This window comes from Komagataeibacter saccharivorans (assembly GCF_004348195.1).
In the GTDB taxonomy this organism is placed as follows: domain Bacteria; phylum Pseudomonadota; class Alphaproteobacteria; order Acetobacterales; family Acetobacteraceae; genus Komagataeibacter; species Komagataeibacter saccharivorans.
The window spans coordinates 256371-271944 of record NZ_CP036404.1 but is presented as its reverse complement, the minus strand read 5'-3'; the positions used below and the strand labels follow the sequence as shown (position 1 = coordinate 271944).

General features: G+C 62.9%; 14 protein-coding genes. 7 read left to right on the top strand and 7 right to left on the bottom strand.

The features are described from left to right. Positions 1-57: 57 nt before the first annotated feature. The 3 genes from KSAC_RS01150 to KSAC_RS01140 all read left to right on the top strand — a co-directional run bounded on the left by KSAC_RS01150 (position 58) and on the right by KSAC_RS01140 (position 2802). Positions 58-951, top strand: coding sequence for a dihydrodipicolinate synthase family protein (locus KSAC_RS01150; protein WP_132303717.1), 894 nt, complete (start codon positions 58-60; stop codon positions 949-951). A gap of 126 nt (positions 952-1077) precedes the next feature. After that, positions 1078-2076 carry a 4-hydroxyproline epimerase gene (locus KSAC_RS01145; protein WP_132303714.1) on the top strand — a complete coding sequence of 333 codons (999 nt, stop codon included), beginning with the start codon at positions 1078-1080 and terminating at the stop codon, positions 2074-2076. A 45-nt stretch (positions 2077-2121) separates the two neighbouring features. Beyond that, on the top strand, positions 2122-2802 hold the full coding sequence (locus KSAC_RS01140; RefSeq protein WP_132303711.1) for a GntR family transcriptional regulator: 681 nt from the start codon (positions 2122-2124) through the stop codon (positions 2800-2802). Positions 2803-2890: 88 nt separating this feature from the next. On the opposite strand, the gene KSAC_RS17420 is transcribed toward KSAC_RS01140, so the two are convergent. Further along, complete coding sequence (locus tag KSAC_RS17420) at positions 2891-3235, bottom strand: hypothetical protein (protein WP_207918729.1); 345 nt, start codon at positions 3233-3235, stop codon at positions 2891-2893. A gap of 428 nt (positions 3236-3663) precedes the next feature. Between KSAC_RS17420 and KSAC_RS01125 the strand changes: the two genes are divergently transcribed. The 4 genes from KSAC_RS01125 to KSAC_RS01110 are packed head-to-tail and all read left to right on the top strand — an operon-like array spanning position 3664 to position 7669. Next, positions 3664-4668 carry an ABC transporter permease gene (locus tag KSAC_RS01125; protein ID WP_132303708.1) on the top strand — a complete coding sequence of 335 codons (1005 nt, stop codon included), beginning with the start codon at positions 3664-3666 and terminating at the stop codon, positions 4666-4668. Positions 4669-4681: 13 nt separating this feature from the next. Next, entirely contained in the window at positions 4682-5656 is a 975-nt protein-coding gene (locus tag KSAC_RS01120) for an ABC transporter permease (RefSeq protein ID WP_132306010.1), read from the top strand. After that, entirely contained in the window at positions 5646-6692 is a 1047-nt protein-coding gene (locus KSAC_RS01115; RefSeq protein ID WP_132303705.1) for an ABC transporter ATP-binding protein, read from the top strand. Before KSAC_RS01120 ends, KSAC_RS01115 begins: the two co-directional genes overlap by 11 nt. After that, complete coding sequence (locus tag KSAC_RS01110; RefSeq protein ID WP_132303702.1) at positions 6689-7669, top strand: ABC transporter ATP-binding protein; 981 nt, start codon at positions 6689-6691, stop codon at positions 7667-7669. The genes KSAC_RS01115 and KSAC_RS01110 overlap by 4 nt, the downstream gene beginning before the upstream one ends. A 55-nt stretch (positions 7670-7724) precedes the next feature. On the opposite strand, the gene KSAC_RS01105 is transcribed toward KSAC_RS01110, so the two are convergent. From KSAC_RS01105 to KSAC_RS01080, 6 genes are read right to left on the bottom strand one after another with little or no spacing between them, the layout of a single operon-like run. Beyond that, positions 7725-8513 carry an alpha/beta fold hydrolase gene (locus tag KSAC_RS01105; RefSeq protein WP_102324001.1) on the bottom strand — a complete coding sequence of 263 codons (789 nt, stop codon included), beginning with the start codon at positions 8511-8513 and terminating at the stop codon, positions 7725-7727. A 19-nt stretch (positions 8514-8532) separates the two neighbouring features. Further along, on the bottom strand, positions 8533-9168 hold the full coding sequence (locus KSAC_RS01100) for an isochorismatase family protein (protein WP_132303700.1): 636 nt from the start codon (positions 9166-9168) through the stop codon (positions 8533-8535). Next, positions 9165-10205 (bottom strand): 2,5-dihydroxypyridine 5,6-dioxygenase, encoded by a 1041-nt coding sequence (locus KSAC_RS01095; RefSeq protein WP_102324003.1) that lies wholly within the window; start codon positions 10203-10205, stop codon positions 9165-9167. Before KSAC_RS01095 ends, KSAC_RS01100 begins: the two co-directional genes overlap by 4 nt. Then, positions 10192-11499 carry a uracil-xanthine permease family protein gene (locus KSAC_RS01090; RefSeq protein ID WP_207918727.1) on the bottom strand — a complete coding sequence of 436 codons (1308 nt, stop codon included), beginning with the start codon at positions 11497-11499 and terminating at the stop codon, positions 10192-10194. The genes KSAC_RS01095 and KSAC_RS01090 overlap by 14 nt, the downstream gene beginning before the upstream one ends. Continuing rightward, positions 11499-15101, bottom strand: coding sequence for a molybdopterin cofactor-binding domain-containing protein (locus KSAC_RS01085; RefSeq protein ID WP_132303695.1), 3603 nt, complete (start codon positions 15099-15101; stop codon positions 11499-11501). The genes KSAC_RS01090 and KSAC_RS01085 overlap by 1 nt, the downstream gene beginning before the upstream one ends. After that, positions 15098-15574, bottom strand: a complete 477-nt coding sequence (locus KSAC_RS01080; protein ID WP_132303693.1) for a (2Fe-2S)-binding protein — start codon at positions 15572-15574, stop codon at positions 15098-15100. Before KSAC_RS01080 ends, KSAC_RS01085 begins: the two co-directional genes overlap by 4 nt.

Genomic DNA, 15574 nt, shown 5'->3' with positions numbered 1-15574 from the left:
CAAATCATTTAGTATACGATAGACGAAACGATAGCGGAATCAATAGGAGAGTTTCCCATGCAGTGGACGGGTGTTTTTCCTGCGGCGACCACACAGTTCGCCGAGGATCTGTCGATCGACTTCGCCGCGACACAGAAGGTGCTGGACAACCTGATCGAGGACGGCGTTCACGGCCTGACGATCATGGGAACCTGTGGCGAGAACAACTCACTAGAACCCGATGAGAAGCTGAAGGTACTCGAAGCCGCATGCGAAACGGCGAAAGGCCGCGTGCCGGTCATTGTTGGCGTGTCCGAGCTGACCACGCCACGCGCCGTAAAATTTGCAGCCGATGCCGCCCGCATCGGGGCGGATGCCCTGATGGTTCTGCCCGCCATGGTATATGTGCCCAAGGAACGTGAACTGGTCACGCATCTGAAGGCCGTAGCCACCGCGTCTGACCTGCCGATCATGCTGTACAACAACCCCACCGCCTATCGCGTGAACATCAGCATGGATGTGCTGCGTGAGCTGACGGACGTGGAAAGCGTTGTCGCACTGAAGGAAAGCTCCGCCGATACGCGCCGTTATACGGATGTGGTCAATGAATTCGGTGACCGCTTCATCATGATGGCCGGTCTGGACGACGTTGCATTCGAAGGGCTTCTGCTGGGTGCGGCAGGCTGGATTTCGGGCCTGACCAGCGCCTTCCCGCAGGAATCGGTCGAACTGGTCGAATCCCTGCAGAAGGGCAATATCGAGCGCGCGCGCGAAATCTATCGCTGGTTCATGCCGCTGCTGCATCTGGATGCGGAACATGATCTGGTGCAGTCGATCAAGCTGTCCGAACAGATCATGGGCCGTGGCAATGAACGCGTACGCATGCCCCGCCTGCCGCTGGAAGGCGCGCGCCGCGCGGAAGTGACGGCCATGGTGGAAAAAGCCGCCGCAACCCGCCCCTGCGCCCGCTGAAAACAGCGTTCGTACCGACACGGCTGCTGCGTGCCCGCCCCTTGCGTCAGTCGCAGGCACGCAGTGGCATAGGGAACTGAATCCTACTGATCACGCCATCTGGGTCCGTGCAGCAGGGGAATAACGATGCGTCATACGTTTTTCTGTATCGATGGTCATACGGCGGGCAATCCCGTACGCCTTATCGCCGGTGGCGCGCCCCTGCTGCGTGGTGCCAGCATGAGCGAACGGCGTCAGGATTTCCTGACCCGTTTTGACTGGATACGCACGGGGCTGTGTTTTGAACCACGCGGGCATGACATGATGTCCGGCGGGTTCCTGTATCCCCCCACCCAGCCCGATACGGATGGTGGCATCCTGTTCATCGAAACCAGTGGCTGCCTGCCCATGTGCGGTCATGGCACGATCGGCATGGTGACATTCGCGCTGGAAAACGGCCTGCTCCAGCCCCGTGAAGACGGGCGGCTGCGGCTGGAAGTCCCGGCTGGCATAATCGAAATCGCCTATACCACCGAAGGCAGCCGCGTGACCTCCGTCACCATCCGCAATGTTCCGGCATGGGTGGCAAAGACCGGCATTTCCATCGACGTGCCGGGTTTTGGCCCGCTTACGGTCGATGTTGCCTATGGTGGCAATTTCTACGCCATTGTCGAACCGCAGGGGAATTACCGCAGCCTTGATGATCTGGGCGCGCGACGTATCCTTGAACTCAGCCCCATCATCCGCGATCTTGTGCGCAAGGCATATACGCCCGTCCATCCGCTGGACCCGCGCATAGCGGGGGTAAGCCACGTCCTGTGGGCGGAACCGGGCGAAAATCCTGCGGTACAGGGTCGTAACGCCGTATTCTATGGCGACAAGGCGATCGACCGCAGCCCCTGCGGCACCGGCACATCGGCGCGGCTGGCGCATCTGTGGCACAAGGGTATTGTCAGGCCCGACCAGCCCTTCATCCACGAAAGTTACATCCACAGCCGGTTTACGGGCCGCATCGAACGTGAGACCATGGCAGGCGACCAGCCCGCCATCATTCCGCTGATTACCGGGTCAGCCATTTCAACCGGGTTCAATACAATCTGGATCGACAGGGAAGATGTCTTCCATGCCGGTTTTCAGGTCGTGTGATAGTGATTGCCCCGTTCTGTCTCTTGTTATAAAGGCCCCATCACCATGGGCAGCTTACATAACAGACCATCCCTCAACATACGGACCATTGCGGATCAGCTCTATTACCTGATCCGGGACCGTATCCTGCAAGGGGTGCTGGAAGAAGGCGAACCGATCCGTCAGGATACGATCGCGACCGAACTGGGAATCAGCAAGATCCCCCTGCGGGAGGCGCTTGCCCGGCTGGAGCAGGACGGGCTTGTCCGCTCACAGGCCAATCGCGGCTTCATGGTCAATACGCTGAGTGCCGAGGAAGCGGACGAGGTCTTCCACCTGCGTCGTCAGCTTGAACCCACCGCGACCGTAGCGGGCAGCCGCGAAGCCGGGCCAGCCGACCATGCCACGGCACGCAGGGCGTTCGAGGCGCTGCGCGATTGCGGCGTTTCGGACAATGCGGACTGGGGGGAATGCAACCGCGCCTTCCACATGGCGCTGATCCGCCCGGGTGCCGGCAACCTGACCTATACCATGATTGAACGGCTGAACGTCATTGCCGACCGGTATGTCCGCTTCCATCTCGGTCCGCAGGGCCGCCCGGAACGGGCGAACTGCCAGCATGAGGAAATTCTGGAAGCATGGCTGACAGGCGAGCACAAGATGCTGCTGAAACTGGTGCGCGATCATATACAGGAAACGCACGATGACCTGCGGCATGAACTGCCTGCGGTGACAGGGCGCAGATAGCCCCCTGTCGCATGCTGTCGCCACGATGGTCGAAAGCAGCCGGTAGCGGGAGACGGCCATCCGTCTCCCGCCCCTGAAAATCAGGGGTTTACCAGCCGCCCCAGCCCCATCCGCCAACATACCCGCCATACGGATACCCGTAATATCCGGGATAGCCATATCCGTAGTAGCCGTAGCCGGGATAGCCGTAACCATAATAGGGGTAAGGATAGGCACCACCCCAGCCGCCGCCCCAGTATCCGCCGCCGCGACCGCCCCAGCCGCCACGGTATCCGTCGCCGCCCCCCGCCATGCCATCCACCGCCACCGGGACCACCGCCGCCCGGACCGCCACCATGGCCAAACCCACCGCCGCCAGGTCCACCGCCACCGGGTCCGCCACCACCATGGCCACCGCCGCCCGGTCCCCCGCCGCCACCATGTCCCTGCGCATGCGCGCATGACAGGACGGTCACGGGGGACGCCGCGAGAGCCAGAGCCATCAGGGCTGTTGTCAACGATTTCATGTGCTTCATCGTCCTACTCATCATGTTAAGGTAGTCTCATGCCACACCACGACAAAACAATGGCGGATTGTCACATAACTGTTTCAGAACCATACCCTGAGCACGCAACAGGCATGATCGCGGCACCTGTCGCCTGAAGCACCGACCGTTACGGACCTGCAGGGCATTCCGGCAGACGGGGCCCTGTACCTTGCCGGAAACAGTGTTAACATTCCCCTGACGGTTGCATCGGGCGACTGCGTTAAAAATGGTCGCGGCGTCTCTTATCCTTGATCCAACAGTGATATAATCCAGCCATGGCATACCCGCGTGGCGGGTTCCGCCGTGTTTCCACGTGTCCGGGTACCAGCAGATCATGACCTCCCCTTCCCGTCCCACGTCTCCCGGCCCATGGAAGCAGGCCATACGGATACTGACGCGCAACCGGTCGGCCATGATGGCGCTGGCGGTGCTGGTGCTCATTACGCTGGGCTGCCTTCTGGCCCCGCTTTACGCCCATGTCGTGGCCCGGACAGACCCGTTCACTTCCAACGTTGCGGGCAGCATTTCGTTTGACGGCCAGCCGGTTGATATCATGCAGCCCAATGACAATCCGCTTCACCTCGGCCTCAGCCCCATCGGCCCGACATGGCGGACGACCTACCTGCTGGGGGCGGACAGTCAGGGGCGCGACCTTGCGGCGCGACTGCTGTACGGGGGGCGCAATTCGCTGCTGATTTCGGCCTCGGCGGCGCTGCTGTGTCTGCTGCTGGCGGGGACGGCGGGTATTGCCGCCGGTTTCTGTGGCGGCGTTGTCGACATGGTCATATCGCGCGTGCTGGACATCATGTGGGCCGTGCCGGTCTATCTGTTCGCCATATCGCTATCCATCGTCATGGTCAGTCAGCACATACGTCTCGGCCCGTTTGAAATCGGGGCGGACAACCTGCTTGTTCCCATCGTCATCATAGCGCTGGTTTACGTGCCTTATGCCGCGCGCCCCATACGCGGGCGGGTCCTGGCTTTGCGACAGGCCGAATTCGTGATGGCGGCGCGCTGTCTGGGCGTGCCGGGATGGCGTATCATGCTACGCGACATCCTGCCCAACCTGACCTCCACGCTGGTCATGATGGGGCCGCTGCTCATGGCGCTGGCCCTGCTGGCGGAAAGCGCGCTGTCCTTTCTGTCGCTGGGGGTGCAGGCGCCCGCCGCATCATGGGGCACCATCATTCAGGATGGGGAAGGACTGATCTATACCCGCCCCATGGTTTGCGTTGCGCCCGGTGTGGCCATTGCAGGCGTGGTGCTGGCGCTCAATATCCTTGGCGACGGACTGCGTGATGCGCTGGACGTGCGCGACGCCGCGCGGCGGTCGGCATGACGGGGCGCGCCTGATGACCATGGCCCTGCTGCGCCGCGCGGGACAGACGGCTTTTGTGCTGTTTGGCGTATCGGTTCTGGTATTCATGGTCTTTTTTGCAACGCCGGGGGTCGATCCCACCGCGCGCATCGCCGGGCGCAACGCATCGCCCCAGATCATGGAAAAAGTCCGCGCGGAATACGGCTTTGACCGCCCGCTGCCCGTACAATACGTGACCATGATGAAAAAGCTGTTCGTTACGCGTGATCTGGCTTCCTACACTGATCGGGGTGAACTGGTGGTGCCCGAAATCATGCAGGCGGCTCCGGTCACGGCCTGTCTGGTCTGCGGGGCGGCTTTCATCTGGGTTACGGTTTCGATCGTGATGGGCACACTGGCCGCCGCCATGAAAAATACCGCGGTGGACCGCGGGCTTATGATGCTGGGGATGATCGGCATTTCCATACCCGTATTCTGGCTGGGACAGGTCGCCAACCTGATAACGCAGGCCCGCTATCATGATACATGGCTGTTTTCGTGGGTGCCGGGGCTTGGCTATACGCCTTTTTCGCAAAACCCGTGGGAATGGTTCCGTGGGCTGGTCATTCCGTGGATCGTACTGGCGGTCATGTTCATCGGGATTTACAGCCGCGTGCTGCGTTCCGATCTGGTCGCGCTGGAAGGCGAGGATTTCATGCGCACCGCCCGCGCCAAGGGCCTGTCACCTGCGCGCATATTCCTGCGCCATGGACTGCGTACCGCAATGATTACCTTCGTTTCCCTGTTCGGGCTGGATTTCGCACAGCTTGCGGGTGGCGGCGCGCTGCTGACGGAAGTGGTGTTCGGCCTGCCAGGCGTAGGCAGGCTGACCTATCGCGCCCTGACCACGCTGGACCTGCCGGTCATTATGGCCACCGTCATGTATTCCGCTATTTTCGTGGTGCTGGCCAATATGATGGTGGACATGCTCTACCTGTTCCTGGACCCAAAGGTGCGCAATGACCGGTAACGCCCATCCGCTGCTGGTGGTCCGCGACCTGTGCGTAAGCTTTCCCGCACGCGGGCGCATGATCCCGATTGTGGAACATGTCAGCTTTACCCTGCATGAAGCGGAAATACTGGGGCTGGTAGGGGAATCAGGGTCGGGCAAATCGGTTACCGTCATGGCGCTTATGGGTCTGATCGACATGCCCGGCGTGCAGGTCAGCGGGTCGGCATGCTTCCGGGGACGTGAACTGGTGGGCATGCCGCAAAAACACCTCCGCCAGTTACGTGGGCGCGACATTGCCATGATCTTTCAGGACCCGATGACAGCCTTTACACCGGTCTACACCATCGGCTGGCAGATTGATGAACAGATCCGTGCGCATGAACGGGTTTCCCGCCGACAGGCACGGGCGCGCACCATCCGCCTGCTGGGTGACATGGGCGTGCCCGACCCGAAGCGGACGGCCCAGCGTTATCCCCACCAGCTTTCGGGCGGCCTGCGTCAGCGCGCGATGATCGCCATGGCGCTGTCATGCAATCCCACGCTGCTGATCGCCGATGAGCCGACCACCGCGCTGGATGTGACCGTGCAGGCCCAGATCCTTGACCTGATCCGCTCGCTGCGCGCCACGCATGGATCGTCCGTATTGCTGATTACACACGACATGGGCGTGGTGGCCCAGACCTGCGACACCACGCTTGTCCTCTATTCCGGTCGCGTTGCGGAAACCGGGCCGACTACCGACGTATTCAGTGCCCCCGGCCACCCCTATACAGCGGCCCTTCTGGCTTCCATCCCGCCCCTGTATGGCCCCCGCCCGCACCGCCTGCCCGCCATTGCCGGTGTGCCGCCTGCCCCACAGGACCGTCCGCCGGGCTGCGCCTTTGGCCCGCGCTGTAACTATGTGCATGAAAGCTGCCGGATCGCGCCGCCACCGCTGGTTGCCGTTTTTCCGGGGCAGGAGGCCGCCTGCGTTCTGCCCGCCGAAGGTCATCCCCTGCCACCACGGATGCCATCCACCCTGACCACCGGAGAAATGATGGGGAGAGGTCCATGACGCTGCCCGTTCCCCCCCTGCTGGCGGTACGCGACCTGCACAAGACCTACCGGCTGGCGCATGGTGAGAGCCTGAAGGCGGTTGATGGCGTTTCCCTGTCGGTCATGCCGGGGGAAATGCTGGGTCTGGTGGGGGAATCAGGATGTGGAAAATCCACGCTGGGGCGCTGCATGCTGCGTCTTACGGACGTGTCATCGGGCCAGATCCTGTTTGAAGGGCGCGATATAACCACGATGGGCGAACGCAGCCTGCGCCCGTTACGCCCACGTATGCAGATGGTATTTCAGGATTCCAACGCATCGCTCAACCCGCGTCGTCGTATTGGCGATCTGCTGGCCGAACCCCTGCGCGTACATCGGGACGCCGATGGACGCAGGCGCTCCGCCACGGTCATAGTGGACAGGCTGCATGAGCTCATGAATCTTGTCGGGCTGCCACCTGCGGCACTGGACCGGTATGCCCATGAATTTTCAGGGGGCCAGCGCCAGCGCATCAATATCGCCCGCGCACTTGCCCTTTCGCCACGGCTGATCGTGGCGGATGAACCGGTTTCGGCGCTGGATGTGTCGGTGCAGGCGCAGATCGTCAACCTGTTTGCCGACCTGCAGGCTCAACTGGGGCTGACCTATGTGTTCGTGGCGCATGACCTGGCTGTAGTGCGTCAGATTTCAGATCGCGTGGCGGTCATGTATCTGGGCGCGGTTGTGGAACTGGGGGAAACCGACAGTGTCCTGCACCATCCGGCCCATCCCTATACCGCCGCCCTGACCGCCGCGATCCCGCGCCCCGTTGTGGGCGGGGACAGGGCGATCCCCCTGCGCGGGGATGTGCCAAGCCCGATCTCGCGCCCCGATGGCTGCCGCTTTCATACCCGCTGCCCCCATGCGCGCGATCGCTGCCGGAGTGAGGAACCCCGCCTGCGACCGGTCCGACAGGGCCATGAAGCGGCCTGTCATTTTCCGCTTTTATCGGAATGACAGCTTCCTGCGACCACGCCGGAACATGCAGTCGCATGTCCCGGCATCGCCTGCATCAGATAACGGCTTCGATAAAGCCCGGAAGGTTATCCCACGGGATCATGTGACCCGCATCCGCTACGTGAACGATTTCCATGGCGGGATTAAGGGTTTTGATTTCCGCCTCGTCCTCGGCCTGAATGACGCCACCACGGGTTGCGACAACAAGGCGCGTCGGCACCTTCAGGTGGGGAATATCCTGATGGATGTCCTCGGTATGGAATTTCTCGAACGTGATGCGCGTGGCCAGTTCATCACAGGTGTGAAGCCATTCCGCGCGCAGTTCAAGCTGTTCATCCGTCCATGTCGGGCAGAAACGGCGCATGTCCTGCGCACTCATACCCAGCCGGGACAGGCGGATCGAGTCCGTATACCATTCCAGTCTGGCGGGGTAGGCACGGCGGCCCGGCCCGCTGACCGGCGGATCAACCAGCACAAGCCGTGCAAGAGACGTATCATTATGCCGCGCGGCACGAATGGCGATGCGCGCGCCCATCGAATGCCCCAGCAGGGTCACATCGGACAGGCCAAGCGCGTCAATCAGTCCCCGGACATCGGCGGCATAGCTGTCCAGATCATAATCAAGGTCCGGACCGGTCGCCGAAAGGCCACGACCGCGCACGTCCAGCACATGGACATCGTATTTTTCCGCAAGGCTTTCAGCCACGAAACCCCATGTAATGGCGGGGCTGGTGATGCCGGGAACCAGAACCAGCGGCGTGCCTTTGCCACCATAACGCAGGTAGTGCTGGCGGATGCCGTTGGCGTGGACGTTAGCACCGTAAAGCAGGCGTGTATCAGTCATGAAAACTCCCTTTTGAATGCTATGCGTTGGGCAGGCGGGACAGAAGCGTGTCGAGGTCGATCACGTCCCCGCATTTCTGCGCCATGTCGAACAGGTTGGCCTCATGCGGGCCAATCGCACGATCCCCCACGCAATCCGAAATGATGATGGGCCGGAAGCCGTTCTGCATGGCATCCAGCACGCTGGCGCGTACACAGCCCGACGTGACACACCCAGCCACCACCAGCGTCTGTATTCCGTGCGACACCAGCCACGCGGCAAGTGGTGTCCCGGCAAAGGCCGAAGGTGAAGTCTTGCGGACCACATATTCCCCCTGCACCGGCGCCAGTTCCGGCACAATGGCGGAGGCCGGGCTGGTTTCCGTCAGCCCCAGCATGGTCGGCACCTTGAGCGAGAAGATATTCGCATCTGACCCGTCATCAGCAAACACGATGCGGGTATGGGCCACCTTCCACCCCAGACGCCGCGCATGGGCCAGAAGGATGCGGGTGCGATCGATCGCCTGAGGTATGTTGCCACCGCCGAAGGCTTCCGGGTCGGCAAAACCGTTGACGAAATCGATGATCAGCAGGCCGATGCGGCCCACCATGCCCATTTCGTTTCCGAAACCCTGCTTGCGATAACGGTCCTCGTCGCGGCTGGTGTCAGGGGTCATTGCGCGTCCTCCACAAGTTTTCCGTCCTTCACGACCGGCACGCCATCCAGCATGACCGTGCAGCCACGCATGGGAATGTCGATATGGCAGGCGGTGTCGCGCGTGCCGCCGGCTTCATTATTTGGCCCGGTAGACCACAGGAAATTGCCCGCGCAGGCACGCGGGTCCATGCCAATGCTGGCCTCCCGGTCATAAAAACCCATGACGGCCCAATGTGCGCGTTTCTGCAGGCCCCAGCCGATATGGGACACGGCGTAGACTTCGGGATCGTTGAAGCTGTCCATGTAATCGCGCAGGTGATCGGCCTCGAACCCGCCTTCGATCGCGCGGACAAACCCCTTTTCAAGGTGACAGGTGATCGGTGCGGTCAGGTAGCTTTTCTGCGGCAGCAGGATGTCACCGGGCGCGAGCACGATCCGCCCTTCCGCCGATCCTTCATTGGACCATGTGGCCAGAAAACCGCTGGGCCAGTGGTCCCACCGGCCCGGCCTGTCCACGAAGCCGTATTCTTCCAGCATCGGGTAATCACCCAGCGCGAAGGTGGCGTCCGTCCCGGCCTGCGACGTGACGCGCATCTGTTTTGCGGCCTGAAGCTTTTTCGATGCGGCCAGAACCTGTTCACGGTCCTGCGCCGTTGGCGTCATGCGGACCAGCACTTCGGGCGGCTCGACCGCCAGAAGGATACGACCGCCTGCGGCAAGGATTTCATGCTGTTCAGCCGAAAACAGCAGCGTCATGAGGTCAAGCACCAGATCGCTGGCCTTGAGCATTTCGACCGCCGCGCGGTTGTTCGTAAGCGGCGTGGTCCCCACGAAGGCCAGCGGATCACGCGACAGCGACGTGCCGCCATTGACCGGCTGCAGGTCAAGCCGGTTGGCGATGGCCCCCTTCTCCTGCACGGCGATGATGGCGCAGCGCAGGGTCTGTTCATTCGTGCCCTGCGCGGTCAGCAGCGCGACGGACTGCCCCGCCTGCAGGCCGGAGAGTTCAAGAACCTGTCGCCAGGACTGGATGAGTTCAAAGTCACTTACGGGCATGGGGGTCCTCCCTCGCTCCTGTTCTGAATGAAAGAATCTGGTTAAGACCAACCGCCGCAATGGTTGCCGTGGCAATGCCGCCAAGGGTCACGCCGCCCACGGTAACGGTCAGGTCCCCCGCCCCGGCGACCAGACAGACGCCAACGGGAAAAAGTGTGGCGGGATCGGTAAAATCGACCCGGTTTTCGATCCAGATACGCACCATGGTCGCGGCGATCAGACCCAGCAGACCCAAGGCGAGACCACTCAGCACCGCATCCGGTATCATACGTAGCAGCGCGCCGAAAAATGGCGAAAAACCAAGCAGGATCGCAAAACACCCCGCCACGGCGAATGTCAGGGTGGAATAGACCCGTGACAGCGTCATCACCCCGATATTTTCAACATAGGTGGTGACCCCTGTTCCACCGAAGGAGGCAGCCAGCATGGTCGCCAGCCCGTCCCCCACAAAGGCACGGCCCGTCATGGTGTCCAGCGAGTGGCCGGTAATCGCCCCGATCGCCTTCAGGTGGCCAAGGTTTTCCGCAACCAGCACCAGCGCCACCGGGGCCAGCAATGTGGCCGCATGCGCGGAAAAGCGTGGCGCGATGACGTGGGGCAGGCCAAGGAACGGCGCATCCCGCAACACGGAAAAATCTAGCGGGGTGGCCAGATGCAGTCCGTTCGCCACGACGGCATAGACCAAGGTGGCACAGACAAGGGACAGCAGGATCGAGATACGCCGCACGAAGACCGTGCCATACCCTGCCATCAGAACGACACAGAGCAGCGCAAACATGCCGCATGCCGTCCCTGCCCCGCCATGGCCGACCCCACGCACCGCAACGGGGGCAAGGTTAAGCCCGATCGCCGCCCCGATCGCCCCGGTCACGGAAGGTGGCATAAGCCGTTCGACCCAGCCCGTACCCGTCAGGCCGACCAGCACGCCAATGGCGGCATAGGTGGCCCCGGCTGCAAAGATGCCACCACAGGCAAGTGCCACATCTGGGTTGGGGCCGTGGCCGGAATAACCGGTCAGTGCCACGACCAGCGCGATGAACGAAAAACTGGACCCAAGGTAGGAAGGCACGCGGCCTGCCGTAACCACGAAGAACAGCAGCGTGCCAATACCGGAAAACAGAACGGCCACATTCGGGTCAAACCCCATAAGCAGCGGCCCGATAACGGTTGATCCGGTCATGGCCAGCACATGCTGCCCGCCAAGCAGGACGGTCTGGAACGCGCCGGGATGTTCGTCCGGTCCGACCCGATCGTGATGCGCCGCGCGACGCCATGCAGGAAACCAGCCCGCCATTAGCGCGCCCCGGCGGTTTCGGCGCGGATATGGGCGATCTTTGCTTCCAGCCCTTCCCATGCCGGACTGCCCGCCGCAATCGTATCCCGCAGATAGGTGATCAGTTCCGCCATCTGCCGGTCAGACAGCAGGTTGCGATAGGCGGGCATGACGGTTTCAGCCTGATGGACCGGGGCGGATACGCCATCCATCAGGATGCGGATCAGGTTGTCGGGACTGTCAGCCCAGATATTGCTGTTCAGCGCCAGTTGCGGGCGCGCGCCAAACAGATGGGCCGCTTCGCCTTCATGACAGGCGGCACAGGCCCCCTGATATATGCGGCTGCCTTCACCACGCACCAGCGTCTGGCGTTCGCGCGCGCCCTGTATCACATCCTCACGCCGCTGGCTGACAGGCTCCGCCGCCGTGCGGGTGTCAAACGACGCCACATAATGGGCCATGGCCCGCACATCCTCGTCCGGCAGGGCGGACATCGCATGTACGACGGGAGCCATCGGCCCACCGGCGGGGCCATGATTGCGGCTGTAGCCCGTGCGCAGATAGGCGTACAGGTCATCCTCGCTCCACGGCAGGGGGGAAGATGACAGGGCCGACAGGGGGGGCGCGCTCCACCCTTCCGCCTCACCGCCTGCAAGGTAGCTTTTCCGCCAGCTTTCCGCCCCCATGGCATTGCGTGGAGTATGGCAGGCCGAACAGTGTCCCAGCCCTTCGACCAGATAGGCGCCCCTGTTCCATTGCACGGAACGGGCCGGGTCCGGGGTGAACGGAGCCGGATCGTGGAACATGGCGTTCCACCCCGCCAGCGTAAAGCGCTGGTTATACGGGAACTTCAGCCGGGTTTCCGGCGGCGCATTGCGGACCGGCTTCTGTGCCATGAGGTAGGCATACAGCGCCTGCATGTCACTCTCGCTGGTCTTTGCGAAGGCGGTATAGGGAAAGGCAGGGTAGAGATGGCGCCCGTCACGACTTATGCCGTGGCGCATCGCGCGGGCGAAGGCTTCATACGACCATCGCCCGATGCCCGTTTCCGGGTCCGGGGTCAGGTTGGTGGTATAAATGACACCAAACGGGGTATCGAGCGCGAAACCGCCTGCATTGGTCACCCCGCCCGGCGCGGTATGGCATACAGCGCAGTCGCCAGCCGCCGCAACCTGCGCACCACGGGCGATGGCGGACGCGGAAAACAGGCCGGGATCGGGTGGCTCAACCGGCGCGATGGCCGCCCGCCACGGCGATAGCGTGGCAAGCGCCCCGCCCACGGTTGCGAATGCAAGGGCGAAGCCGCCCACGCGCAGCCGGTTGCGCCATGTGTTGCGCGCCATGGCGGGCTGGGGCGCAGCCCCGCTAACAGCCAATGGAACGTACGGGGCCACGGGCGCGGGATCGAATGGTCCCAGTGCCTCATCCAGCCGGGCCTTCACCTTTTCCGGGGTGAAGGGCACATCACGAAAGCGGACGCCGGTTGCATCATACAGCGCGTTGGCGATTGCCGCCGCACTGGGCACGGAGCTGGATTCACCTGCCCCCATGGGCGGCTGGTCATCACGCTTCATCAGCACCGGCTCGATATCCGGCAGTTCGGGGAAGGTTATCAGCGGGTAACCGCCCCATTCCCGACTTTCCACGCCCTGTGCGTCAAAACGCACTTCCTCGGTCAGGGTGCGGCTGGTAGACTGGATCACATTGCCATGAAGCTGGTGGCGCACACCGGCAGGATTGACCATAAGCCCCGCATCCTGCCCCACCACGGCCCGGGTGACGCTGACCACGCCCGTCTGGCGGTCCACTTCCACATCCGCGATCCATGCCGACCATGCGGCGGGCATGCCGGGGAATGTGCCATGCACGTACTGGGCATAGGCCGCGCCACGCCCGCGCAGGACGCGCGCCGACAGGTCGGGGGAAACCGGGCTGGTGCGCGGCGTCCATCCCGCCCTGTCCGCTGTTGCCTTCAGCAGTTCCGCCGCCCGTGTATCAGGCAGGTGACGCAGGCGGTATTCAACCGGATCGACACCGGCCTGAGCCGCCAGCTCATCTATATAGCTGTCATGGGCGAAGCTGTTGGGCATGGCCGATACGCCACGGAACCACGATGCCCGCGCGATGGGTGGCATATCCTTTACGGTTACACGCGCGTTCGGATAGTCATATGGCGGGATGGATGTCCGGTCCCCCATCTGCGCCACGGCGGGGATTTCCGCCGGGACCACGCCCGTCAGGACCAGCGCCAGAAGCGGCGAGACATTGGACGGGTAGCTGGTATCCAGATCATACGCGACCGGACTGCCCTGCGTATCAAGGCCACCACGCACCCGGATAAGCTGGGCCGCCCCCTTGGGTTCCCACACATGTTCCTGTTCGCGCGATAGCTGCACGCGCACGGGCCGCCCCACCGCGCGGGCAAGCAGGGCTGCGTCACCACCCACGTCATCGGCGCAGTTTCGACCGTAGCAGCCTGCGGCTTCGTGACGGATGACGCGGATATCGGCAATGGACATGCCCATGAGCAGCGCAAGATCGGCGCGCAGCATGTGGGGGTTCTGCGTGCCCGACCAGACTGTCAGCTGGCCGTCCTGCCAATCCGCGACCGAGCATGACGGCCCGATCGAGCCATGCATCTGGTACGGCCAGTAATATTCGCGGTCCAGACGGTGGGCGAGGTTTTCAAGCCTGTCGTCCACCGCCCCCCGGTCCAGCACCACGCGGGGGGTGAAGGGATTGTCCCCGATGGCTTCCGCCGGGTCGGACAGGTCGGGCAGCGAAAGCGGCGCCCATTCGACTTTCAGCCGCCGGGCGGCCTCGATCGCCTGTTCCTCGCGCTCGGCAACGACACCCACGAAATCCCCGATAACGACAACATCCACCAGTCCCGGCACGTCCGCCACCGAAACCCGGTCCACCGACAGCAGCGAGCGGGCCACATACGGGCCATGGTCGTAGCCGTTATAGGGTGGGCGTATCACGCGCGCATGCAGCATGCCGTCCACGCGCACATCGTGTACATAAACCGCGCGGCCCGTGACCTTGTCGGGGATATCCACGCGCGGCATTTCAGAGCCGACAATGCGATATTCGGACGGTTTCTTGACCGTAACCGTCTCATCCAGCAATGCGCGGATATCCACGCCCGCCACAAGGTCCCCCAGCGTGAGCGGCCCTCGGGCGAGCGACGGCTCGCACATCACCACGCCATCACGGATCGAAAGATCCTCCACCGGGCGCTGGGTCAGTTGCGCCGCGCGCTGCAATAGCACAAGTCGCGCCTGTGCCGCGGCCCGGCGCAGGGGGATGGATGTGACCTGAATGGTCTCACTGGCGATGGTCGCCCCCTGATCAGGGGTCTCATCGGTATGGCCCAGCACCATACGGACCTGCGCTGGCCGGGCGTCGAGTTCCTCCGCAATGATCTGGGCAAGCGAGGTCGCAATGCCGGTCCCCAGATCGACATGGCCACAGAATGCCCGGACCGTGTTGTCGGCATCCACCTGCACCAGCGTTTCATCGCGGGCAATAAACTCGCCACGCGCCGCCAGACCTTTGGGGGGCAGGGCCGCGCGATAGACGCGCAGGGAACCCGTATCCTGTGCCGTTGCGCGGGTCATGCAGTCCCCTCGCCTTCCAGCCCGGCGGCGATCCGGGCGGCCCGCATGATTTCGACATGCGTGCCGCAGCGGCACAAATTGTAACGCAACGCTTCCTTCAGTGCGCGTTCATCCGGATTGGGCGTGGTGTTGAGAAAGGCGCGTAGCGTCATGACCATGCCATTGAGGCAGTAGCCACACTGGGCGGCCTGCGCGGTAACGAAGGCCTGCTGGACGGGATCAGGCCCGTCCTGCGCCAGTCCCTCAAGTGTTGTGATGGCGTAACGCGATGCCGTATCGACACGCATGACGCAGCTTCTTGCGGCCCTGCCATCCAGCAGGACCGTACAGGCGCCACACTCCCCCAGCCCGCAACCATATTTGGGACCATTCAGCCCCAGATCGTTACGCAGCACCGTAAGCAGTGGCGTATCGGCCGCCGCCGTCACTTCGTGGCGGTGGCCGTTGACTGTCAGAAAGAAGCTGACCGCCAT